Raw genomic sequence first — 23710 nt, 5'->3', positions numbered from 1 at the left:
ACAAACCCCTTAAAACACCCGACGAACCACCCACCGCTCAGCTTCCGCAGCCAAGCGTAGCTTTTTTTCGTTAGCTTGCTATCGACCTTTCCACCCTTCTACTCGGATGATGAACTCTCTACTCGCTTCTCTGATTCCGGCCAACGACGCCGCCCGGCTCGGTGCCCTCGACCGCTACCAGCTGCTGGACGCCCGCAGCGAAAAAGTGCTCGACGACGTGGTGGCCACCACCGCCCGCCTCTTCCAGGTGTCCAACGCCATGATTTCCATCGTGGAAAAAGACACGGTGCTCGTGAAAGCGCCCTACAACCTGCCCGCTCCCATCGAGCGGGTGCCCCGCGAGCAAAGCCTGTGCTCGGCCACCATTTTGCAGGACGACACGGCCGTGTTTGAGGACCTGGACCAGACCAGCGCCCCCGGCGTCGACATTTCACTGGTGCGGCATCTGGGCCTGCATTTCTACGCCGGCCACAGCCTGCGCACCCCCGACGGCCACAACCTCGGCGCTCTTTGCCTGCTCGATGGCCCGCCCCGCCGCTTCACGCCCGCCGAACGGTCGTTGCTGGGCCGCATGGCCGGCCTGGTGATGCGCCTGCTGGAGCTGCGCCGCCTGCTGGGCGCCCACGCCGGGGCCACCGTGGCCCTCTGGGAAATCGTGTACCGGTCCATCAGCGAGCAGCTGGGCCGCCTCGGCGCCCTGGCCGAGCGGGTGGCGCCGCGCAGCGCGCCCAGGCAGCTTTCGCCCGCCGTGGCGCAGGAAGCGGGCGCCATCGTGGGCATCATCGACCAGTTTTTGGTGGCCACGCTGCGGCGCCCGTAAGCCCGGGCGGCAACTTCCTGTGCGCGCTTGCGGTTACACAAGGCCGGTGGCCGGGCCGTTTCGGCTGCGCCAGCTTAGAGCCGCACTTCCTCATCGCGGCCCTGTTGCCCTTCCTTCTTATTTTGACCGAACTTCCTGCTTCCCTGATTCCGGCCAACGACGCCGCCCGTTTGCACGCGCTTGAGCGCTACCAGCTGCTGGACGCCCGCAGCGAAAAAGTGCTCGACGACGTGGTGGCCGCCACCGCCCGCCTGTTTGGCGTGTCCAACGCCATGCTCTCCATCGTGGAGAAAGACGAGGTGCTGGTGAAAGCGCCCTACAATTTGCCGGTGGAAATCGAACGCATTCCGCGCAACCAAAGCCTGTGCTCGGCCACCATTTTGCAGGACGACACGGCCGTGTTTGAGGACCTGGACCGGGCCAGTGCTCCGGGCGTCGACATTTCCCTGTTACAGCAGCTGGACCTGCATTTCTACGCCGGCCACAACCTGCGCACGCCCGAGGGTTACAACCTCGGCTCGCTGTGCGTGTACGATGGCCCGCCCCGGCCGTTTGCCCCCATCGAGCGCGCCCTGCTGGCCACGCTGGCTGGCCTAGTGATGCGTCTGCTGGAGCTGCGCCGCACTCTGGGCGCCCACGCCGACAGTACCGCCGTGCTCTGGGAGCCCGTGTACCGCGCCATTGGCGGGCAGCTGGCCCAGCTCACGGCCCTGGCCGAAAGCACCACGCCAGCGGCCCTCACCGATGGGGTAGCGGCCGAAGTCAAAGCTATTGCGGCGGTCATCGACCAGTTTGTGGCAGCCACGCTCCGGCGCGTATAGGCCCGGCCACGCGGGGGCGCCGTACTTTTGCGGAGTTTCCGTGTTTAGCGAATTATGGTTGAAAAAAATGAGGTGAAAACGCTGGCCTTGCTGGGCGCTACGGGCTCCATCGGCACGCAGGCGCTGGAAGTGCTGCGGCAGCAGCCGGGCCGGTTCCGGGTGGCGGTGCTCAGCGCGCAGCGGCAGTGGGAGCTGCTGGCGCGGCAGGCGCAGGAGTTTCGGCCGGCCGTGGTCGTCATCGGCGATGAAAGCTTTTACCAGCCCCTAAAAGCGGCCCTGGCCGGCCAGCCCGAAACCGAGGTGCTGGCCGGGGCGGCCGCCCTGGCCGAAGCGGTGACGCGCCCCGAAATCGACATCGTGCTCACCGCCCTGATGGGCTACGCGGGCCTGCTGCCCACGGTGGCCGCCATCCGGGCCGGCAAAGACATTGCCCTGGCCAACAAGGAAACCCTGGTGGTGGCCGGCGAGCTGATTACGGGTTTGGTGCGGCAGCACCGCGTGCGCCTGCTGCCCGTCGACTCCGAGCATTCGGCCATTTTCCAGTGCCTGGTGGGCGAGGAACGGAATCCCATCGAGAAAATCATCCTCACGGCTTCGGGCGGGCCTTTCCGCGGCCGCTCGGCCCAGCAGATGGAAAGCGTGACCAAAGCGCAGGCCCTCAAACACCCCAATTGGGACATGGGCGCCAAAATCACCATCGACTCGGCCTCGCTCATGAACAAGGGCCTGGAGGTAATTGAGGCCAAGTGGCTGTTTGGGCTCACCAATGAGCAAATCGACGTGGTGGTGCACCCGCAAAGCATCGTGCACTCGCTGGTGCAGTTCGAGGACGGCTCTCTGAAGGCCCAAATGGGTTTGCCCGACATGAAGCTACCCATTCAGTACGCCCTCGGCTACCCGCAGCGGCTGGCCAATGCCTTCCCGCGCTTCTCGTTTCTCGACTACCCTACGCTCACCTTTGAGGCGCCTGACCGAGTAGCGTTTCCCAACCTGGAGCTGGCGTTTGGGGCCATGCGGCGGGGCGGCAACGCGCCCTGCGTGCTCAACGCGGCCAACGAAGTCGCCGTGGCCGCATTTTTGCGGGAGCAGGTCGGCTTCCGGCAGATGTCGGACCTGGTGGCCGAGTGCCTGGCGCGGGTATCGTACCTTGCCGAGCCAATACTGGCCGATTTGGTGGCGACCGACGCGGAAACGCGGCGCATCGCCGAAACGTTGGTTTAAGAATCGTTGTCATGCTGACGAAGGAAGCATCTTATCACGGCTGCCCTAGTCAGATTCACTCACAAATAAGCAGCGCGAGCGTGATAAGGTCCTTCGCTCCGCTCAGGATGACAGATTAATAATATTCCCCCTTGGCTATCCTCACCATGATTGGCCAGCTTGTGCTGGCGCTTTCCATCCTTGTTGGCTTGCACGAATTCGGCCATTTTGCCTTCGCCAAGCTGTTTAAAATCCGGGTCGATAAGTTTTACATCTTCTTCGACTTCCTGTTTCCGATGCCCAACGTGGCCAACTTCGCGTTGGTGAAAAAGAAAATTGGCGAGACGGAGTACGGCATCGGCTGGTTTCCGCTGGGCGGCTACGTGCAGATTCACGGCATGATAGACGAGACGCAGGACGCCTCGGCCCTGGCCGGCGAGCCGCAGCCCGACGAGTTCCGGGGCAAGCCGGCCTGGCAGCGCCTGCTGGTGATGCTGGGCGGCATCATCATGAACGTAATTCTGGGCATCGTGATTTTCGCGGCGGTTTCCTACAAGTGGGGCGACACGTATTTGCCGGCTTCGGAGGCGCGCTACGGCGTGGTGGCCAACGGCCTGGGCCGCTCCATCGGGTTTCGGACGGGCGATAAAATCGTGAAAATCAACGGCCGGCCCTTCACCGAGTTCGACGACGTGTACAAGCCCGACGTGCTGATGGGCGACAACGCCTACTACACCGTGGAGCGCGACGGGCAGCTGGCCGACATCAAGGTCCCGCAGGACTTCCTTACCAAATTCAGCAAGCAGGCCGACCAGGACAGCTTTTTTGTGAGCCCGCGCATCACCTTCAGCGTGAAAGCGGTGCAACCGGGCAGCGCCGCCGACAAAGCCGGCCTGCTGGCCGGCGACAAGATTGTGAAGGCCGGCGGCCAGCCGGTGCAGTACTACGATGAGCTGAAAGCCGTGCTCAAGGCCCACAAAAACCAGCGCGTGGCGCTGGAAGTGGACCGCCAGGGCCAGCTCCTGCCGCTGTCGGTGGTGGTGGGCAAAACGGGCCTTTTGGGCTTCGAAATGAAGTCGACCATGAAGACCTCGACCCGCTACTACGGCCTGGGCGAGTCGGTGCCGGTGGGCGTGAAGAAAGCCTTTGGCGTGATTGGCCTGCAGGCCCGCGCCTTTGCCAAGATTGGCCGCGGCGAGCTGTCGGCGTCGGAAAGCATCGGCGGGCCGGTGGAAATTGCCCAGCAGTTTGGCGGCGTGTGGGACTGGCAGCACTTCTGGGGCCTGGCCGGCGGCCTGAGCATGGTGCTGGCTTTCATGAACCTGCTGCCCATTCCGGCCCTCGACGGCGGCCACGTGGTGTTCCTGCTCTACGAGATGATAATGCGCCGCAAGCCGTCGGATGCCTTCATGGAAGGCGCCCAGCGCGTGGGCACGGTGCTGATTCTGGGCCTGATGGCCTACGTGCTCGTGTTCAAGCAGGTAATGAAGCTGTTTCCCAAAGAAGAGCCCAAAACCGAGCAGGCGCCGCCGGCCAAGCCCGTGACGCCACCCCAGCCCTAGCCCGGTGGCCGGCTACTGTTCACCAAAGCTTTCGCCTTTCATTTTCCGCTGCCCGTGCGCTACCTCCTTGCCGCTTTAGCTGCTGTGCTACTGTTGCCGCTGGCCGGCGCGGCCCCGGCCTGGCACGCCTACCACAGCACCATCACGGAGCTGCGCCACAACGCGGCCAAGCAGCAGCTGGAGCTGTCGGTGAAGGTGTTTACCGACGACTTTGAAAAGGCCATTTCGCAGGGCCAGCCCAAGCCGGTGAACCTGACCGACGCCGGCCCACGCCCCCTCGCGCTGGCCGCCGCCTACCTGCAGCGCACCTTGCAGGTGCGCACCGTGGCCGGCGCGGCCCTGCCGCTGCAGGTGCTGGGCATGCAGCCCGAAAACGACGGCTACTGGCTGTTTTGCAAGGTGCCGCTGCCCGGCCCGGTGTCCGGCGTGCAGCTGCGCCAGGCCATGATGCTGGAAGCATTCGGCGACGAGATGAACATCGTGAACCTGGAGGCCAACGGCAAAAAGCAGAGCGCGCTGTTCCGGGCCGGCCACGAGCAGGAAGTGCTAACCTGGTAGCCCGGCCGTCGTTCCATCTACGGTTTCCAGCCGCAGAAGCCCGATTTCGAACGTCTGAGGTTCGAAATCGGGCTTCTGCGGCTGGAAATCGGCCCAATCTGGCTCGATTTCGGGGGGTCGACCCTCGAAATCGAGCCAAATCAGGTCAAAATCGAGCTAATGAGGACCGATTTCCAGGGTCAGGCCCCCGATTTCCGGCCAACTTGGCTCTATTTCCGGGGTTCAACCCTCGAAATCGGGCCTCATTGGCTCGAAATCGGGGGTCCGACCCTCGAAATTGAGGGTCGGACCCCCGATTAAATACCCACCGGTCTACTGGCTGATGGCGTGGCGCAGGAACTGGCAGAGCGGCACCAGGGCCCGGAAAACTTCCAGCACGTAGGCCCGGAAATCGTCGTGGCTCAGCACGTCGGCGTCGGCCATCGGGTGGGTAGCCACGAAGCTTTTGTGCTTGAGCAATTCGATTTCGGGGTGGTCGACGGAGTAGCTGGCCGGGGCTTTTTTGAGGCGCTCGCCGCCCAGCGCCCCAAAGTAGCGGTGGAAATCGGGCGCGGCCAGCAGGGCTTTCAGCTCGTCGGCGTTGTAGTCGATTTCCTGGCGGATGGCGGCGAGCTGGTCTTTGTCGGGCTGGTACATGCCGCCGGCAATGAGCGTGCTGCCATTCGGACCGATTTGGACGTAGTAACCCGACGTTTCCACGTCCTTGCCGCTGGCGGTGAAGTACGCCGAAAAGTGCGTTTTATAAGGGTCCTTGTTGTTGCTGAAGCGCACGTCGCGGTAGATGCGGAAGACGCTTTTGCGGCCTTCGGGCCCGGCCAGCGCGGGGTCGAGCTGCTGGAGTTCCCGAAACCAGTACTCGGCGTCCTCAATGAACTGGGCGCGTAGCTGGTCGTAGGTGGCTTTGCGCTCCTGAAACCAGGGCCGCTCGTTGTGCCTGGCGAGGCCGGAGAGGAAGGTGAAAAGGGGTTTTAGCTGCATGGGGTGCGGGGTGATTGAGGGGTTGTCTTACGGTCATGCTTCGCTGCGCGCTGCATGAAGTTCTTTCTCTTGTTCTTTCAATCATCATCGCTTTTTTCCTCCTCCCGCTCGGCCTTCGCCTCGCGCAAAAAAGCGGCGCGGCGCGGAGCCGGCATGCGGCTGCGCTCGCCCCGAATGGCTTGCCAGATGTTTTCGTTGAAGGCCAAGTCCGGCGCGGCGTCTTCGCGGCGCATGTCGAATTTCAGGGCGCGGCGGGCGGGGGCGTTGAAGGCGGTGTTGCGCACATCCTGCGGGGTGGTGGCGGGGCGCAGGGCGTAAGGCTTGAAGTTTGGCTTGGGCGTGAAGCAGGCCCAGAGCGGCAGCGCGGCGGCATCGTACTGGCTCATGGGCGGCAGGCCGAGGATGAGTTCCAGCGTGCGCAGCATACCGGAAGTGGTGTAGGCAGTGTGCACCACGGCGTGGCGCCGGATGTAGGGCCCGATGAGGTAGGCCGTAGAGCGGTGGGCGTCGACGTGGTCGGGGCCGTTTTGGGCGTCGTCTTCCACTATCATCACCACCGATTCCTTCCAGACGGGGCTTTGGGAAAGGTGCTCGATGAGGCGGCCGAGGGCGAGGTCGTTGTCGGCGGCGTAGGACCAAGGGTGCAGCTCGCCCTTGCGGGCGCCGTAGGTGTGGTCGTTGGGCAGGCGGATGATGCTGAGGTCGGGCAACTTGCCGGCGGCCACGAGTTGGTCGAAATCCTGCTCCCAGACCTTTTCGCGGTCCACGTCCTTCACCTTCAGGTTGAAGCCGGAATACGCCTTGCAGTAGTTGGCGGCAATGGCGGGCGTGGTGGGCTTGCCGCCGAATACGAACTCGCCGTAGGAGCGGAACGTGCGGCCGGCGCGCAGGCAGTAGTCCCACAAGAAGCCGTCTTGGGGCTCGGCCACTTCGCCCTTGTTGCCCTCAAAATCGTAGTCGCCGCCGCGGCCGCTGTAGTGGCCGGGCCAGGTTTTCTCCACGAAATCGGTGGCGTAAGCGGCCGTGCTCCAGTTGTGGCCGTCGGCGCTCACCTCGGCATCCACGTAGAAATTATCGAGCAGCACAAACTCCCGCGTGAGGGCGTGGTGGTTGGGCGTCACCTTTTCGGGGAAGAGGCAGAGGCTGGCGTCGCCGTTGCCGGCCGGCACGTCGCCGAGCACCTGGTCGTAGGTGCGGTTTTCCTTGATGATGTAGAACACGTGCCTGATGGGCGACTTCTCCCCCACGCGCGGCGGCACGGGGTTGCCAGCCGGCACATCGGGCGAGGCTTCGCGGGTTTTGGAGTAGGGCGTGTTGGCGTACACCTGGGCCGAAAACGTGGCCAGGGCCGCCGCATCGGGCACGGGCAGGCGCGTGAGCGAGCTTTTTAGCAGCCCGCCGATGTAGCCGGCGCCCTTCTCGCCCACGTCGCGCCCGGGGTTGGGGCCGTTGGGATTGGCCAGCGAAGTGCTACCCTTGCCGTTCGCCACCAATAATTGCGTGCCTGCCACGCGCACCGCCGTGGGGTACCAACCCGTGGGCACGAAGCCCAGCGGGCGGCTGGCAGCCGGGTCGCGCACGTCGAACACGGCCAGGCAGTTGTTGTCGGCGTTGGCGATGAAAAGTTGGGTTTCGTCGGCGCTCAGGGCCACGCCGTTAGGCGTGCTGCCGGCGGGCGAGGCCGGGAAAAGGGCCGTGTTCAGGGTTTCGGTCACGCGCCCGGCGCGGGTGTCGATGACCGAAACCGAGTTGCTGTTGGCGTTGGCCACGAAGAGGCGGCGGCCGTCGCGGGTCAGGGCCAGGTCGTTGGGGTGACTTTCCACGGGGATGGATGCCAGCAGCGCCTGCTTTTCGACATCGTACACCGCCACCGCGTGGCCGCCCCACAGGCTGATGTAGAGCCGTGCACCATCGGGGCTGAGCAGGGCGCCGTAGGCCTCGGCCGGCAGCCGGAGGGTGCGCAGGACTTTGCGCGCTTTCAGGTCGAGGGTGTAGAGCGAATTGTCTTCGCGCGTGACGGCGTAGAGCTGCTGGCGTCGCCCATCCACGGCCAGGCCCGCCACGCCGATTTTGCTTTTGGGCCACTTTTCGCCTAGCACAATGGCGCTGTCGGGCTGTAGCTCCCGGCCCTCCACTTTGAAGCAGTGCACCCGGTTCGACTGCCCGCCCGAAGCGTAGAGCGTGCGGCCATCGGGCGCGAAGGCCAGGCCGGCCCAGGCCGTAGGCACCACTTTGGTGTCGAGCAACTGGCCGGTGGCGGCGTCGAGCAATTGCACCGAGTTCTGGCCCCAGCCGGCGTTCACCACGGCGACCAGGCGGCCGTCGGGGCTGATTTGCAGGTTGAGGGGCAGGTCGCCGAGGGGCGTGGCGGTGCCGGCGGGGCTGAGCTGCCAGCCGTTGGGCAACCGGGTTTGGGAGGTGCCGGCACTGGGACCCGGCAGCACGCCGGGCGCCTCGGGCGCGGGCCGGGTGCTGGGGTTGCCGGTGCAGTTCAGCAGCGCCAGCAACGGGGCCAGGCGGCGGAGTTTGTTGAAAGAAAGCATGCGCAAAAGCCGCGCAGTGGCATGGTTGCGCTAGCGGCTGCGAAGGTAGCCGAGCACACGGGAAGGCTGGGCAGACGCGGGCGCCCACGCTCGCCCAACCATTTTCCCCACCCACAAAATAGAAACAGCCGAATGCCGTTGTAAGCGCATTCTCCACTTTCACCGCTCGGGTTTTTATGTTGCGTCGTTTGTCGTGCTGCGGGTTGTTGCTGCTATCCGCATTCCAGTTAGTTGCCCAGGGGTGTACCACGCCCAGCAGCAAGATGCCGGCGGATAGCCTGGTTGGGAAAAGCCCGGCCTTGTTCTGGAAGGAGCAGCTGCGGTTTCCGCGGGTGCGGGCGGCGCAGGCAGCCATTGGGCCGCAGCTGGCCGCGCGGCTGCGCACGCACGCGCTCGAATCCAAGCGGCTGGAGGTGTTTATTCGGATGATAAAGAGCCGCGCCGAACTGGAAGTGTGGGCCCGCAACCAGGGCGGCGGCCCCTTCCAATTGTTTGAAACCTACCCCCTATCGGCCACTTCGGGCACGCTGGGCCCCAAGCGCCGGGCCGGCGACTACCAAGTGCCCGAGGGCTTCTACGAAATCGACCGCTTCAACCCCAAAAGCAACTACTACCTCTCGCTGGGCCTGAACTACCCCAACGCCGCCGACCGCGCCCTGGGCGAGCCCAACCCCGGCGGCGACATCTTCATCCACGGCGGCGAGGCCTCCATCGGCTGCATGCCCATCACCGACGCGGGCATCGAGGAAGTGTACCTGCTGGCCGTAGCCGCCCGCGCCGCCGGGCAGGCCGTCATTCCGGTGCACATCTTTCCCTTCCCCATCACCGAAGCCGAGCTGGCCCGGCGCCGCAACAGCCCCCACCAGGCTTTCTGGCGGGGTTTGATGCCGGGCTACGCCTACTTTGAGCAGCACCACGACGTGATGCAGGCCGGGGCGCTGGCGGTGGCGCGGTAGGCAGCTTGTAGCGTGGACTCTGCGAGTCCGCGCCGGGGCGAACATCCTAACGGAACGCGGACTCGCAGAGTCCACGCTACAAGCCGCGCCGCACCATTGGGCACGGTTTTTTCGTTTAGCCGCGAAACCAACCGATTTCCCTTGCCCATGAGACGCTTTTTGCTTGCGTTGTCTTCCTTGTTTTTTGCTTTCGCGGCCCAGGCCCAGCGGCTCACCGACCTCTGGTATTTCGGCCAGCAGGCCGGCCTCACCTTCGCCGACGGAACGCCCAAGCCGCTGAACGACGGCAAAATGAGCACCTACGAAGGCTGCGCCGTGGCCACCACCTCCAAAGGCGAGCTGCTGTTCTACACCAACGGCGAAACCGTGTGGAACCGCAAGCACCAGCCCATGCCCAACGGCCACCAGCTGATGGGCAGCGGCAGCAGCACGCAGTCGGCCCTCATCGTGCCCGACCCGGGCTCCGGCAACGTGTTCTACATTTTCACGGTGGCGCCGCAGGGCACGCCCAACGGCCTGCGCTACTCGATAGTGGACATGACCCGCGACGACAACTTCGGCGACCTGCCGCGCGTGAACCTGCTGCTGGTGCAGCCCGTGGCCGAAAAGCTGGCCGCCGTGCGCCACCAGAACGGCCGCGACACCTGGGTGGTGGCCCACCGCTGGAACTCCAACGCCTTTGTTTCTTACCTCGTGACGGCCGACGGCGTGTCGGCCAAGCCGCTGATGAGCAACGTGGGCAGCATGAACGCCGGCCCCGGCCGCAACGCCATCGGCGCGCTCAAGTTTTCGCCCGACGGCAAGCACCTGGCCGCCGCGCTCTGGCGCGAAACCAACAAGTTTGAAATCTACGATTTTGACCGCGCCACCGGCAAAGTGAGCAACCCGCGCAGCTTCGGGCCCTTTGCCGAAGCCTACGGCGTGGAGTTTTCGCCCGACGGCTCGAAAGTGTACGGCACCTGCAACGGCGTGGGCGGCGGGCAAACCGAAATCTGGCAGTTCGACCTCAAAACCAAAGCCAAAACGCTGGTGGGCAAGTCGGCCAATCGCAAAATCGGCGCCCTGCAGCGCGGGCCCGACGGCCGCATCTACGTGGCCCGCGAAGACAACCCCAACCTCGGCGTCATCGAACAGCCCAACGCGCTGGGCGCCGACTGCAAGTACGTGGACGAAGGCCTGAAGCTGGGCGGCCGCCGCAGCAAGCTGGGCCTGCCGGCGTTTGTGGTGGTGCCGTAGGCAGAGCTTAATGAGGATTGAAAAAGGCTGTCATCCTGAGCGCAGCGAAGGACCTTCTCACGTTAGAACAGCTAGTTCAAGCGTGAGAAGGTCCTTCGCTGCGCTCAGGATGACAGCCTTTTTTTATTTAATGCGCCGACTAATTACTCGCTGCTTACTCGCCGCCGAACTTGAAGCGGAGCAGGCCAAACGCCACCGACGAGTACGGCGACTCTTCGCTCAACAGGCCCACCACGTCGCGCGTGCTGATGCCGGCTTCCCACACGGGCGTCACGAAGGTGAGGCCCAGCGGCAGGCTCTTGCCGTAGCCCGCGCCGCCCGTGAAGCCGCTGCTCAGCTTCAGCCAGTGCAGGGGTTTGTAGTCGACGCCCACGCCCACGAAGGGCGCGGTGAGGTTGCCGGCCACTTTGTTCAGGGGCATGGTCACGTCGAGGCCGGCTTCAAAAAACTGGCTGATGCGCACGCCGCCGCCCAGGCGCAGCTTGGCCGGCAGCGCGGCCTTGCGCTCCTTGGCCGCCTCGTAGGTGAAGAGGCTTTGGGCGTTCTGGTCGAACTGCTTGCTGATTTCAGTGAAAACGTCGTAGGTCTCCAGGCCGCTTGAGGAGGTTTGCTGCAGCTTCTGGTCGGTGGCCTGCAGCACGTTGCCGGTCCAGGTCATCGAGCCAATGTCGGTGACCGACGCGCCCACGCGCACCATTTTGCCAATCTCGGCCGCCAGGCCGAAGTCGAAGCCGTTGCCTTTGCCCACCGGGCTCAGGCCGGAGCCGCTTTCCAGGTTGAAGCTGGGACTGGTGGCCAGGTTGCCGTAATTCACGTTGAACAGCGGCGACAGGGCGTTGTAAGCGTACAGCGTGCCGCCGCTCACCCGCACGTCGGAAATGCCGATGCCCTGGATGTAGCGGTAGCCCACCCCGGCCGACAGCTTAAAGCCGGTTTTGTCGAGCACCTGCACGCCGTAGGAAATGTTGTACTCGCTGGTCCAGGCCGCCTGAATGCTGGTGCCGTCCAGCACCGCCGACACGTTGGGCGCGCTGGGGTTGGTGGGCGTGGGCGTGCCGCTGGTGTTGGGCGTGGGGTAATACTGCTTGATGACGGCGGCGTTCTGGCCGTTCACGATGATGTCGGCTGCGTTGCCGTTCAGGGCCAGGTGGCCGGCCACGCGCTGGCGGTTGCTGAAGGCAATGCCGCCCAGGCCGTTGGGCAGCGTGATGGCCAGGCCCAGGGTGGTGGCGTCCACGTTCAGGTTCAGCACGTTGTCGCCGGTGAGCTGCTGCACCAGCAGGGTGCGGTCGGCGGGCGTCAGGCTCTGCTTGCCGTCGTAGAGAATGTGCTTGAACATGGTTTTGGTGAGCGACTGCGACCCCACGCCCGCCCCAATTTCGCCGATGGTGAAAGCCACCTTGAAATCGGTGCTGCGCCCCAGGTTGGCGGGGTTGATGCCAATGACCTGGTAATCGGTGGCGAAGGTGTTGATGACGCCGCCCCGGCCGGTGGCCGAAAAGTTACTCAGCTCGTTTTGGGCCAGGGCCGTGCCCGGCAGCGCCAGCCCCAGGGCCAGCAAAAAAGGGTGGAAAGATGCTTTCATTCAGAAACCAATAAGGAAGAGAGGGATGAGAGGAGGCGGGAGGAAACGGGTGGCCGCAAAGAACCCGCGCCCGGCCGGGGGCGCCAACTGCAGTCGTCCAACGCCGCCAGAGCGTCGACAATTGCCGTTTGGTGGCCCACATTGCCAAAACGCCCGTTCTTTGCAGGCGCAAGCTAACGCCTACTCGTCAATATATTGCCTCCCAAACGCCTTTCCGCCGCCGAATACGCCGCCGGCATCCGGGCCGGCTCCCGCACGGTGCTGGGCCGCGCCATCACGCTGGTCGAAAGCACCCTGCCCGCCGACCAACTGCTGGGCCAGCAGGTGCTGCAGGCCGTACTGCCCCACACCGGCCGCAGCCTGCGCGTGGGCATCACGGGCGTGCCGGGCGTAGGCAAAAGCACCTTCATCGAAGCGCTGGGCCGTTACTTGGTCGAAACCCAGGGAAAAAAGCTGGCCGTGCTGGCCGTGGACCCCAGCAGCCAGCGCGGCGGCGGCAGCATATTGGGCGACAAAACCCGCATGCCCTGGCTCTCGGCGCACGCCGCGGCCTTCATTCGCCCCTCCCCCGCCGGGCGCAGCCTGGGCGGCGTGGCCCGCGCCACCCGCGAGGCCCTGCTGCTGTGCGAAGCGGCGGGCCACGACGTCATTTTCGTGGAAACCGTGGGCGTGGGCCAGTCCGAAACCGCCGTGCACGGCATGGTCGATTTTTTCCTGCTGCTGCTGCTGGCCGGCGCCGGCGACGAACTGCAGGGCATGAAGCGTGGCATCATGGAAATGGCCGACGCCCTGTGCATCACCAAGGCCGACCAGGGCAATGAGCAGGCCGCCCGCCGCGCCCGCGTCGACTACCAAAGCGCGCTGCACCTGTTTCCGGCCGCGCCCTCGGGGCAGGTGCCGCCGGTGCTGCTCACTTCCGCCGTGGCCGGCACCGGGCTGGCCGAGGTGTGGCGGGCCATTGAAAGCTACGCCGCTGCCACCCGGCAGAGCGGCTATTTCCAGCAGCGGCGGCAGCAGCAGCAGCTCCAGTGGCTGCACGAAAGCATTGTGCAGGAGTTAGAAACGCGCTTTTACGCCGCTGCCGCTGTGCGCGCCCGCCTGCCCGCCCTCCAACAGGACGTGGCCGCCGGAAGGGTTACGCCCTTCGCAGCGGCCACGGAACTACTGGACCTAACAGACCGCGCCGGCCCTACAACGCCGTAGCGCTGGCCAGCACGTTTTCCACGCGGCGCGTGGTCAGTTCGCGCACGGCGATGGTGGCACTGCCGGGCGTTTTGCCGTCCACATCCACCGCGTAGCGGTAGTGCTCCTCGCCCAGCCGCACAATGACGGCGTAGTGGCCGGTGGGCAGGTCGTCGAACTTCAGGCGGGTGCCATACGAAGCATGGTGGGTTTCATTCAGCACCCAGCGGCCGTTGCCGAGGTGCACCACGCGCAGCGTGAGGGCCTTGTTGGCGGGGTTGTAGATGCGGACGCGCAGGCTCTCGCCGTCGGGCTGCGATACTTGCACGGATTCTTGAGCAGCAGGCGTTTGGGCCTGGGCGGGCTGGGCCAGGCCGAGGCCCAGCAGCCCGAGGGCGCCCAGCAGCACCGGGCGGGCGCCCTGCGCAGCGGCAGATACTTGGGTGGCGAGGTGGGCCAGGCGGGGGTTGAGGAGGGTTTTCATAAGTTTTTGCAGAAAAAGGGTTGTGGGGGTGAAGAGTTGAAAAGTTGCCCCGGGGAGGCCGGCGCCAGTCAGCGGCTCGTGTCCGGTTTTGAGCGGTGACTGCCCAAGGGCATCAGGAGTAATTCCATTCTCGTGCCAAACAAGTATTTTTCTCGTAATCAGTCAATTGCATTCATATACTCGCTATTAAGCCTAGGAAAAGCTGTCCGATAGTGGGCAATTGTTCACTATCGGCCGCTGGCGGGAGAAACCGCCTGCTAAGTGCCCGGCGTTTCAGCGCGGCCTTCGCTTGCCTGGCGGGCTCCTGCTGGGAAGATGTGCGCTGCCGGGGTGCGGTTGTCTCAGCCGTTTCCTTTTTTACTTCCCTACAATAGAACCCGTTTTTGGGCCTTGAACAGGAATCTGGGCCTAGGCTCGAAGGCGACGTGAACGGGCCGCGGCTCGAAATCTTCTTGCTGGCACCCGGCGCGCCAACCCCCTTCCTCGCCCGAAACCCGGCCGCGGCCGGCGCCATTGCGACTTTTTAAATAGCTTCGTTGCGCCGTTGTTCCGGCCTGAATTTTACCTCATTCCTTCCCGCTTTTCCGGTCTTATGTTGCCTGCTGCTTCCCTGCCCTTTTCGCGCCTGGCTTTGCTGGGCCTGCTCTCGCTCGCCGCCCTCAGCGCCCGCGCCCAAACGCCGGAGCAAGTGCGCCGCTGGCAGCACCTCGACCTGCAGGCCGACGGCGTGCCCGGCATCAGCGCCGACAAGGCCTACCGCGAGTTGCTGGCCAACCGCAAGCCCGCGCCCGTGCTCGTGGCCGTCATCGACTCGGGCATCGACTCGACCCACCAGGATTTGAAGGCCCTGCTTTGGCGCAAGCCCACCGAAGTGGCCGACAACGGCCTCGACGACGACCACAACGGCTACGTGGACGACGTGCGCGGCTGGAACTTCCTCGGCGGCAAAGACGGGCAGAACATTGCCGTGGAAACCCTGGAACAAACCCGCATCGTGGCGCAGTACCGGGCCCAGTTTGAGGGCGCCAAGCGCAAAAAGCTTTCGCCCGAAGACCAGGTAAAATTCGACCAGTACGAGCGCGCGAAAAAGTCTTTTGAGAAAGACCTGGACGCGGAAAACAAGCAACTGGCTGTTTTGAAAGAGGCGTTTGCCAGCAACACGTTTTCCTTCGCAAAGATGAAGACGGCCCTGAACGTAGCCGTGCTCGACACGGCCGTTTTGCGCCAAGCCATGGTGTCGCGGCCCGACGTGCCCAGCGCCAAGTCGTTGTATGCGTATCTGCGCCGCACCCATTTCGGCAGCACCGACGAGGAACTGAAAGCGCTGGACGAGGCCCTGACCCACTCGCGCAACCGCGTGGAGAAAAGCCTCAACCCCGCCTACAACCCGCGCCCGCTGGTGGGCGACGACGTAAATAACCTCACCGAAACCGGCTACGGCAACCCCGACTCGCAGGGCCCCGATGCCAGCCACGGCACGCACTGCGCGGGCATCATCGCGGGGGTGCGCGGCAACGGGCTCGGGGCCGACGGCGTGGCCGGCGGCCCGGTGCGCGTCATGAGCGTGCGCTCCACGCCCAGCGGCGACGAGCGCGACAAGGACGTGGCCAACGCCATTCGCTACGCCGTGGACAACGGCGCCCAGATTATCAGCATGAGCTTCGGCAAAGACTTTTCGCCGGACAAGGCCCTCGTGGACGCGGCCATGCAGTACGCCGACCAGAAGGGCGTGCTGCTGGTGCACGCCGCCGGCAACAGCAGCCTCGACACCGACCGGGAGCAAAATTTCCCCTCCAGCCGCTACCTCAACGGCCAGGACATTGCGAACGAGCTGACCGTGGGCGCCAGCAGCCGCCTCAACACGCCGGCCCTGACGGCCACGTTCTCGAACTACGGCCAGCAGACGGTGGACCTGTTTGCGCCCGGCGTCGACATTTATTCTTCCACGCCGGCCAACACCTACTCCACCTACAGCGGCACCAGCATGGCCGCCCCGGTGGTGGCGGGCGTGGCGGCGGTGCTCAAGTCGTACTTTCCGCAGCTCACCGCGCTGCAGCTCAAGCAGGTGATTATGCAGTCGGCGGTGCCGTACCACACGCGGGTGTACAAGCCCGGCACCAAGCAGCTGGTCGATTTCGCCACGCTCTCGAAAACCGGCGGCATCGTGAACCTCTACGAAGCCGTGAAGCTGGCCGACCGGATGACGGCCGTGAAGTAGCGCGCCGCCGATTGAGGGACGCGCACTTGTAAGGAACCGGACGAAACCGCGTCTGCGGAAACAATTATTATCCCTCCTTTCTCCCCCGGTTTCATGCGCTCGTTTACCGCTCTGCACTCCGATTCCATCACGCTGCACCTCATCAACGAGGACAAGCTGACGGATATTTTTGCCTTGTTTCAGGGCTTTCCGGACTCGAAAGAAATGCTGGACGAGCTGTTTCGCAGCTACCTGCCGCGCTACGAAAACGGCCGCCGCACCAACTTCGGCTTTTACTCGCTGCTGGGCGGCGAGCTGGCCGGCCTGAGCCTGCTTTCCGTGGACAGCTGGGAGGAAAGCGCCGGCTCGACCGGGGCCGACGTGTTCCGGCACATGCGCGGCCGGGGCGTGACGCCGCGCAGCAAGCCGCACCTATTTTACCTGGCCTTCGAGCTGCTGGGCCTGAACCGCGTGGCCACCGGCCACCGCGTGTCCAACGTTTCCTCGCAACGCTCGATTGCCAAGACGCCGGGCTTTCAGTTTGAAGGCATCATGCGCGAGTCGGGCGTGAACGAGCGGGGCGAGTTCGAGGACGAGTTGCTGTACGCCATTCTGCGGCGCGACTGGCTGGCGCTCTACGACAAGTCACGCGTGACAGTAATTGAGTAACCCATACTGTGGCCGGCGCGGAATGGCCTGGCAACTAGCGCCATCTTTGGGCCTGCATCTGCTTCTAACCCCTTCGCTATGAAACTCAATCACCTGAACCTCGCCGTGAGCGACGTCCTCGAAACCCAGCTTTTCTTTGAGAAATACTTTGGGTTCCGGCGCCTGATGCCCGGCAGCCCGGCCTTCGCGGTATTGCGCGGCGAAGACGGCTTCACCCTGACGCTGAGCAACCTGAACAAAGCCAGCGCCGTGGCTTACCCGGAAGACTTCCACATCGGCTTCGTGCAGGAAACCGAGGCCCGGGTAAACGAAATCAACCAGCAGCTGCGCGCCGACGGCTACGACGTGGCCGAGCCCCGCAAAGCCCACAATTCCTGGACGTTCTACTTTCGGGCGCCCGGCGGGCTGCTCATCGAAGTGCTGTGCTAGAATGTGTTGGAATGTGTGAGGATGGCGCGCACAAAACAGGTCGTCATGCAGAGCGCAGCGAAGCATCTTGCCCGCCGCCACTAATCTCAATCAAAAGGATTGCATTGCGCGGTAAAGATGCTTCGCTGCGCTCTGCATGACAGCCTATCTTCCACCTCCTACCCCTTCCGGGGCCGCAGCGCCAGGTAGTCCAGGTAATACAGCACCTTGATGGACACGTTGTTGTTGTGCGGCGTGTTGAGGGTGCTGTTCAGGTTATCGAAATACAGCGGCGTGGCGGCCACGCCCTCGTAGTAGTTGAGGTCGGGGTTGTTGGCGTTTTTCCAGACGATGCTGACCTGCGAGCCGGGCGCAAACCACCACGAGTACACGGCGTCGATGTTGAAGGCGTTGAACGTGTTGTCGCGGTTGCGCGGGTAGCCGGGCTCGGGCGTTTCCAGGCCGTCGGGGTGCAGGCGCGAGAAGTCGCGGTAGTGCACGTTGCTCACGTAGTGCCGCAGGCGGATGTTGAACGACATGCGGTTGGTGAAGGTGTAGGTGGCCGTGGCCGTGTTCGTGACGGTGGTCACGTGGCGGCGGCCCAGCAGCACGTCGCCCTCCTCGCCGCCGAAGCGCCGAAACACCGCCGTATCGCCGGGCAGGCTGGCATCGAGGCCGCCGGCGTAGCCAATCTGGTTCTGGTTGCGCTCCGCGTCCAGCGAGTACACGAAGCTGAGCCGGTTGCTGACCCGGTAGCGCGGGCTCAGGCTGATGGACACGGAAGTGCGGCCGGTGCGGGCGCCGTCGGGCGCAAACAGCCGGACGCCGCCGCTGATGTCGTAGGCAAACTTTTTGCGGTAATCCGACGACACGAAGCCGCTCAGGCCGGTGTTGGCCGGCTTGCGCACGTAGTAGCGGCCCAGGGGCGCGCGGCGCGGGTCGAAATAGTCGCGGGTGACGGGGATGAGCGAAAGGTCGACGCCCAGGCTCAGGAAGTTTTTGGTGATGGTGGTGTTGCCGCCCAGGTACAGGCCCATGTCCTGGTAGCGCGTGGGCCGCTCCAGCAGCGAGTGGCTCACGCTGGCGTAGGTACGCAGCTTGTTCAGCTTCCAGAACGGCTTGTAAATGTTGTAGTTGGCAAAAACGGACTGCGAAATGTTGTTGTTGGCGAAGAGCAGGCCCAGGTCGTTGGGGTTGTAGGTGTGCGACTCGATGCCGTGGTCGACGCCCCAGGTAAAGTTGCCGCTGATTTTACTCAGGTTCACGTAGTATTTGTAGCCGCTGGGGTCATCAATTTCCTCGTCGGAGCCGAAGGCTTTGCCCTGGCGGTGCGAGTACAGCAGGCGCCCTTCGACGGCGTAGGAATTCTCCTTGTTGGCGAAGCGAAACAGGCCGCCGGTCACGTTGGCGTCGTAGGTCTGGCCGGCGCGCGTCACGTTGGTGTTGATGAGCGAGACGTAGGAATTGTTTTTGAGGCTCTGGTCGAGCACCACGATGTTGTAGTTGGTGAAGGGCTGGGTCAGCACGTCGCGGCGGGCGCCGCTGGTGCTGTCCTGCAGGGTGGCGTACACGTCGTTGCTCACCGCGTTGAACACGCCCACGCCCAGGCCCTTGCGGGTGCGGCCCGAGACTTTGGTGGCGTTCAGCAGCCGCGTCACGCCGGGGTTTTGCACCACAAACTCGCCGGGCTGCCGGTGGCCGTCGCGGTCGAGCTTGCCGGGACGCAGCTGCCCCTCCACCCCGTCAAAACCGATGGGCGTGGCCCCCACGCGGCGCGAGTAGAACAGGTTACCCTTGTTGAACAGTTCGGTGCCTTCGGTGAAAAACGCCCGGTTTTCGTTGTATTGCACCTCAAAGGGCGAGAGGTTGAGCACTCGGTTGTCGCTCAGCACCTGGCCAAAATCCGGCACCAGCGTGGCGTCGAGCGTGAAGCTTTCGTTGATGCCCCACTTCACGTCGGCCCCGCCGTTGAGGCTGGTGTTCGTGTTCTGCTTGCCCTGCTCGTGGTAGGGGTAATGGTTGACGTAGGCCGAGACGTAGGGCGTGAGCGAGAGGCGCAGCGGCGGCTTGAGGTCGCGCAGGCCCGTGAGCAGGCCCCACTGGTTCACGAACCCGCTGACCTGCGGCTTCACCTCGTTCCAGAAAAACTTTTGCCGGGACACGCGCCGCTGCCGCCCAAAATTCAGCCCCCAGGCCTGCTCCGGGGCACTGCTGAAGCGAATGGCCGAGTAGGGAATGCGCAGCTCGGCCACCCAGTCGGTGCCGCGCAGGGCGGTGCGCGAGTCCCACACGGCGTTCCAGCTGCCGTCTTCGCCGTTGGCCGGCGACTGGCGCAGGTCCACCTGCACGCCGCCCGAGGTCACGATGAACTCGTAGCCGTTGAGGTGGTCGTTGTAGGTATCGAAAAACACCCCAAACCAGTCCGAATTGCCAATGTTGTCGCGCGCGCTCAGCTCGCGCAGCACTGAATCGGGCGAGACGTCGTGCATCACAGCGCCCACGTAAATGGCCGCGTCGTCGTAGAGCACGCGCACTTCGGTGGGGTACTTTTCCAGGCGGCCGGGCGTGGGCTCCAGCTCGTAGAACTGCGAGGCCACGGGCGCCGCCTGCCACACGGCTTCGTCCAGCACCCCGTCGAGCTTGGGCGGGGCGCTGATGCGCACGGCCTGCAGCTGGCGCTTGGGCGCGGGGGTGGCGGCGTCGGTTGGCGCAACCGGGGTTTGCCCCCGCGCCGCGCCCAGTCCCATCAACACCCAAAAAAACACCAGTAAAAAGCGGTACATAGACCTGTTCAAGAAAGCGGCTTTAGTAGAGGCCAACAGATGCCGGTTGGGGAATGAAAGTTGCTTGCCGCCCGCAAAAGCCCCCGAAAACCGGCCGGCGCTGGCAGCAAAAAGGCCGGCTCCCAACGGAAAGCCGGCCTTCTGCAGAAATAAGGGGAGTCGGTTAGTCGAGCGAGATGGACATGTTGTAGGTGCTGCCTTCGCGGGCATCCAGCAGCTTGCGGTATTTGGCCGCCTGGTCGTCCGACACTTTTTTGCCGTTCACCGTGAGGCCCGAAGAGTTGAGTTGCAGGCTGAAGCTTTTGTCGTTTTCGCCAACCAGGCCGTCTTTGCGCAGCTCGTCACGCAGCGCGCGGGTGTCCACGCTCGGGGCGCGGGGCGGGCGCGGCGGCGCGGGCGCGTCCAGTAGCGGCGCGGGTGGTGGCGGCGCCAGGGCACCGCTTGGCCCCATCGGGGCGGGAGGCATGGGGGCGCGCGGCGGGCGGGGCAGCCGCGGCGGGGCGGCATCATGGTCGCTGATGGTGGTGGAAGTCCCGTTGCGGCCCACCGATACGGAGCTGGTGGCCGTCATTTTGCGGCCGCTGTTCTTTTCGTACAGCTTCACGTACTTGTCCAGCACTTTCTGGGGCTGCGTTTTGCCATCTACCACCAGCTCGCGCGCCGTAAGGCGAAACTGGAAGTTGTTGCGGTCTTTGATGAGGCCGTCCTTGAGCAGCTCACTCACCAGCACTTCTTCGTTCACGCTGCGGCGCTCTGCCACGCGGCTGCGCTCTTCCCGCTGCTCCTCCCGCTCTTCGCGGAGGCGCTCCCCCATTTCGGCCGCGCGGTCGCGCAGTTCCTGCTGGCGGTCACGCAGCTCCTGCTGCCGCGCGCGCAGCTCTTCCTCCTGCGCCCGCAGCTCCTCCTGCAGGCCCTGCGACTCGATGCTACGGAAGCTGCTCGCCGACTGGTCGCCGAAGCGGAGGCTGTGCGGGGCGCTGTCGAGGCGCTTGAGTTGGGCCCGCACCTCATCGAGGCGGCTGTTGAGGCGCTTGCGCTGTTCGGCGCTCAGGTTTTTCACGGCGCTGGCTTCGCGCAGGCCGCGCTCGGCGGCGCGCAGGGCGTCGCGCGTTTGGGCCAGGCTGGGGTCGGGGCCGGCCGGGCCGCCGGGCAGTTGGGAACGGAAGGTTTGGGTGAAATTGCCGGAGCTGTTGCGGTTCCAGAGTTGGTTGAAATTGCCCGGGGCTACCTCCACGAACGTGCGGCCGTTGGACCGGGGCGCCAAGCGGCGCAGTTCATTGAGCCCCTGCGGGGATGCCGCCAGTGGGCCAAGCTCGACGTAAGTGCCGCCGTTGGCCTGCGGCCACTGGTACACGTAGGGCGCGTTGCCGTTGGAGTTGCCGCCGTAGACGTAGGTGCGCGACTGAGGCCCGGAAGCGGGGTCGACCTGGATGACTTCTACCTGCGCATCCTTGTCGTTTTTGCTTTTGGCTTTGACTTTGCCGGTGGCGGTTTCCACGCGCTGGCCATTCACCACCAAGTCCGTTATCCGGCCTTTTTTGTCTTTCGTCACCACCACTGTGCCGGGCCCGGCGAGCACCGGCGCCGCCTCACGGCCGTCGACAATGACGCGGCGGCCGTCGCGGCGCTCCCGCACGTTGCGGCGGAAGATGGTGTCGCCCATCGTCGCATCCGAACCGTGGGTGTCTTCATCAGCCGCGGCCAGTTCACGGGCTTTCGCCGCCGCGGCCTCTGTGGCAGCGGTGCCAGCCGCTGGCGTCGCGGCAGCCCCTGATTTCGCGGCTGCGGCCCGCTTCGTAGTGTCGGCCGGAGCAGTAGGCCGGGCGGCGTTTTGTACCGGACCGGTTTGCCAATCAAAAGCAGCCGGCTGGGCACTAGCAGCTGCCGGCCGCGAAAGCGGCCCGGCCAACGCCACGCTGCCGCCCAGCAGGCCCAGCCCGCCCAGCACCAGCGCCCCGGCCATGCAGCCTTCCGCCAGCGTGGGCGCCGCCGGGCGCCGCTGCACCAGCCGGCGCACCCGGTTCAGGAGCGCGCCGCGGCCGCCCATGGCCGCCAGCGCCAGGCGCGGCGAGGTGGTCACCACGGCGCTCTGGCTCCACTCGGCCAGCGCCGTGAGGGCCCGGGCCAGCCGGAGCGAGTCGCCGCCGCACAAGGCCGTGGCCGTGTCGTCGCAGCAGTTTTCGCGCTCGGTGCGCACGCAGCGGGCCATAAACCACACGGCGGGGTGGTAGAAGAACAAGGATTCGGCCACGGTTTGCAGCAGGTTTACGAGGTAGTCGCGGCGCAGCACGTGGGCCAACTCGTGGGCCAGAATGGCTTCCAGATGCGCCGCCGACAGCCCGGCCACCGCGCCCAGGGGCAGCAGTATCACGGGGCGCACGTGGCCCACCACCAGCGGCACCTGCACCAACGCCGACTCTAGCAGCGCCACTGGGCGGCGCACGCCGCTGCGGGCCGCCAGCGCCGCCAGCCGCTCCTGCCACACCGCCCCCAATGGCCGCACGCGGTAGCGCCGCAGCCGCTGCACGTACAGCAGCCCGCCCAGCATGCGCAGGCTCATGGCCAGCAGGCCCAGCAGCCAGCCCAGCACCAGCAGCGGCATATGCTTGTCGAAATACCGCAGCCCCACGGCCAGCCAGTTGGGCATGGCCGAAGCGTCAGCCTGGTTCTGGGCCGTCAAAACTGGCGCCTCTGCCCCGGCCGATGCTTTGTCAGCAGCCGATACCACCACGGTGGTCACGGTTTCAGTCGTAGTAGCGGGCCGCAACGCCGGCCGCTCGCCCTGCTTCGATGGGACCGTGCGGGCAGATTCTACGATGCGCGTGGTTAGCACCTCGCTTTTTGCCGGTCCGCCGCCGGCCCGGAAATACAGCCCAAACGTGATGCCGGCCAGCGCCACCATCATGCCCAGCGCCCCGGCCGAAGCCACGTAGCGCACCTCGGCGCGCTGGCGGCGCAGCAGCAGCAGCGCACCCGCCAGCACGGCCGCCACCAGTGCCCCCTGCCACAGCGAGTGCAGGAGCGTCCAACCCAGGGCCCGCGTCAGCGCGGGCGAAGCGAAATTCTCAAGCGCGGTCATCGTCGTTGGGATTAGGAGTGGAATTTTGGATTTCAATGTCGTTGAGCAGCCGGCGAATTTGGGCCAGCTCGTCGGCCGAAGTCTGGCGGCTGCCCAGGGCCTGCATCACCAGCTTCAGGGCCGAGCCGCCGAACGTGGCGTCCACGAACTTGTCGAGGAGCAGGCCCTGGGTTTCCTGCTCGCGTACCGCGGCCCGGTACACGTGGCTGCGGTCGGCATCGTCGCGCCGCACCAAGCCCTTTTCCAGCATCAGCTGCAGGATTTTGAGCGTGGTGGTGTAGCCCACTTCCGCCTGACGGCGCTGGCTGAGGTGGTCGTTGATGGCCCGCACGGTGGCCGGCCCGTGCTGCCACAGCACGTGCAGGATTTCCAGCTCGGAATCCGTAGGTTTGGGGGGCGGTGCTTTGCTCATGTGGTCGAAACGTGAGGTTGCTACGAATTATTTCGTAGGATGCAGCAAAGATATTACGAAACGCTTCGTAGTTGCAAACACGGAGTACGAATTCTTTCGTACTAATCACCCAAACCTTTACAACTGTATCTAAATCAACGTGCTAATTTTGTCAAGTCCAGCTTGATAACGTTACCTGCGCCACTGACTGAAACACCAGCGGCGCAGTCGCTGGCCATTCGGCGCTAACGCCAAGCA

At 64.8% G+C, this 23710-nt stretch carries 18 protein-coding genes; 11 read left to right on the top strand and 7 right to left on the bottom strand.

Annotation, left to right across the window (positions count from 1 at the left end; genetic code table 11):
- Positions 1 to 106: 106 nt before the first annotated feature.
- The 5 genes from I2H31_RS02515 to I2H31_RS02495 all read left to right on the top strand — a co-directional run bounded on the left by I2H31_RS02515 (position 107) and on the right by I2H31_RS02495 (position 4961).
- Entirely contained in the window at positions 107 to 820 is a 714-nt protein-coding gene (locus I2H31_RS02515) for a GAF domain-containing protein (protein WP_196291420.1), read from the top strand.
- A gap of 122 nt (positions 821 to 942) precedes the next feature.
- On the top strand, positions 943 to 1641 hold the full coding sequence (locus I2H31_RS02510) for a GAF domain-containing protein (RefSeq protein ID WP_196291419.1): 699 nt from the start codon (positions 943 to 945) through the stop codon (positions 1639 to 1641).
- A 54-nt stretch (positions 1642 to 1695) separates the two neighbouring features.
- A complete protein-coding gene (locus tag I2H31_RS02505) occupies positions 1696 to 2862 on the top strand; it encodes a 1-deoxy-D-xylulose-5-phosphate reductoisomerase (RefSeq protein ID WP_196291418.1) in 1167 nt (388 codons plus the stop codon).
- A gap of 131 nt (positions 2863 to 2993) precedes the next feature.
- Positions 2994 to 4403: an RIP metalloprotease RseP gene (gene rseP / locus I2H31_RS02500; RefSeq protein ID WP_230687396.1), complete on the top strand. Its 1410-nt coding sequence runs from the start codon at positions 2994 to 2996 to the stop codon at positions 4401 to 4403.
- A gap of 54 nt (positions 4404 to 4457) precedes the next feature.
- Positions 4458 to 4961 carry a DUF6702 family protein gene (locus tag I2H31_RS02495; RefSeq protein ID WP_196291417.1) on the top strand — a complete coding sequence of 168 codons (504 nt, stop codon included), beginning with the start codon at positions 4458 to 4460 and terminating at the stop codon, positions 4959 to 4961.
- A 312-nt stretch (positions 4962 to 5273) separates the two neighbouring features.
- On the opposite strand, the gene I2H31_RS02490 is transcribed toward I2H31_RS02495, so the two are convergent.
- Complete coding sequence (locus I2H31_RS02490; protein WP_196291416.1) at positions 5274 to 5939, bottom strand: DUF2461 domain-containing protein; 666 nt, start codon at positions 5937 to 5939, stop codon at positions 5274 to 5276.
- Positions 5940 to 6016: 77 nt separating this feature from the next.
- Positions 6017 to 8482, bottom strand: coding sequence for an alkaline phosphatase family protein (locus I2H31_RS02485; RefSeq protein WP_196291415.1), 2466 nt, complete (start codon positions 8480 to 8482; stop codon positions 6017 to 6019).
- Between the two features lie 263 nt (positions 8483 to 8745).
- Between I2H31_RS02485 and I2H31_RS02480 the strand changes: the two genes are divergently transcribed.
- Both I2H31_RS02480 and I2H31_RS02475 read left to right on the top strand, forming a co-directional pair.
- The gene (locus I2H31_RS02480; RefSeq protein WP_230687395.1) at positions 8746 to 9438 is read left to right on the top strand and encodes a L,D-transpeptidase family protein; all 693 of its coding nucleotides are present in this window, start codon (positions 8746 to 8748) and stop codon (positions 9436 to 9438) included.
- Between the two features lie 147 nt (positions 9439 to 9585).
- A complete protein-coding gene (locus I2H31_RS02475; protein ID WP_196291414.1) occupies positions 9586 to 10674 on the top strand; it encodes a hypothetical protein in 1089 nt (362 codons plus the stop codon).
- Between the two features lie 154 nt (positions 10675 to 10828).
- Here I2H31_RS02475 and I2H31_RS02470 read toward each other — a convergent pair whose 3' ends face one another.
- A complete protein-coding gene (locus tag I2H31_RS02470) occupies positions 10829 to 12259 on the bottom strand; it encodes a DUF5723 family protein (protein ID WP_196291413.1) in 1431 nt (476 codons plus the stop codon).
- 195 nt (positions 12260 to 12454) lie between these two features.
- Here I2H31_RS02470 and meaB point away from each other — a divergent pair, with 195 nt between their 5' ends.
- Complete coding sequence (meaB, locus tag I2H31_RS02465; RefSeq protein WP_196291412.1) at positions 12455 to 13462, top strand: methylmalonyl Co-A mutase-associated GTPase MeaB; 1008 nt, start codon at positions 12455 to 12457, stop codon at positions 13460 to 13462.
- Here meaB and I2H31_RS02460 read toward each other — a convergent pair.
- On the bottom strand, positions 13449 to 13925 hold the full coding sequence (locus tag I2H31_RS02460) for a hypothetical protein (protein WP_196291411.1): 477 nt from the start codon (positions 13923 to 13925) through the stop codon (positions 13449 to 13451). The genes meaB and I2H31_RS02460 overlap by 14 nt on opposite strands.
- A gap of 592 nt (positions 13926 to 14517) precedes the next feature.
- On the opposite strand from I2H31_RS02460, the gene I2H31_RS02455 reads away from it, so the two are divergent.
- From I2H31_RS02455 to I2H31_RS02445, 3 genes are all read left to right on the top strand, one after another.
- Positions 14518 to 16143 (top strand): S8 family serine peptidase, encoded by a 1626-nt coding sequence (locus I2H31_RS02455; RefSeq protein WP_196291410.1) that lies wholly within the window; start codon positions 14518 to 14520, stop codon positions 16141 to 16143.
- A 93-nt stretch (positions 16144 to 16236) separates the two neighbouring features.
- Positions 16237 to 16791: a GNAT family N-acetyltransferase gene (locus I2H31_RS02450; protein ID WP_196291409.1), complete on the top strand. Its 555-nt coding sequence runs from the start codon at positions 16237 to 16239 to the stop codon at positions 16789 to 16791.
- A 78-nt stretch (positions 16792 to 16869) separates the two neighbouring features.
- A complete protein-coding gene (locus tag I2H31_RS02445) occupies positions 16870 to 17220 on the top strand; it encodes a VOC family protein (protein WP_196291408.1) in 351 nt (116 codons plus the stop codon).
- A gap of 158 nt (positions 17221 to 17378) precedes the next feature.
- Here the strand turns inward: I2H31_RS02445 and I2H31_RS02440 are convergent, their stop codons facing one another.
- The 3 genes from I2H31_RS02440 to I2H31_RS02430 form a co-directional block, all read right to left on the bottom strand.
- Positions 17379 to 19982: a DUF5916 domain-containing protein gene (locus I2H31_RS02440; protein WP_196291407.1), complete on the bottom strand. Its 2604-nt coding sequence runs from the start codon at positions 19980 to 19982 to the stop codon at positions 17379 to 17381.
- A 163-nt stretch (positions 19983 to 20145) separates the two neighbouring features.
- Positions 20146 to 23061, bottom strand: a complete 2916-nt coding sequence (locus tag I2H31_RS02435) for a M56 family metallopeptidase (RefSeq protein WP_196291406.1) — start codon at positions 23059 to 23061, stop codon at positions 20146 to 20148.
- Positions 23048 to 23473: a BlaI/MecI/CopY family transcriptional regulator gene (locus I2H31_RS02430; protein ID WP_196291405.1), complete on the bottom strand. Its 426-nt coding sequence runs from the start codon at positions 23471 to 23473 to the stop codon at positions 23048 to 23050. Before I2H31_RS02430 ends, I2H31_RS02435 begins: the two co-directional genes overlap by 14 nt.
- Positions 23474 to 23710 lie beyond the last annotated feature (237 nt).

It is taken from the genome of Hymenobacter ruricola (genome assembly GCF_015694525.1).
Taxonomy (GTDB): Bacteria; Bacteroidota; Bacteroidia; order Cytophagales; family Hymenobacteraceae; genus Hymenobacter; species Hymenobacter ruricola.
The sequence above is the reverse complement of the archived record's forward strand: the minus strand, read 5'-3'. Positions and strand labels throughout refer to the sequence as shown.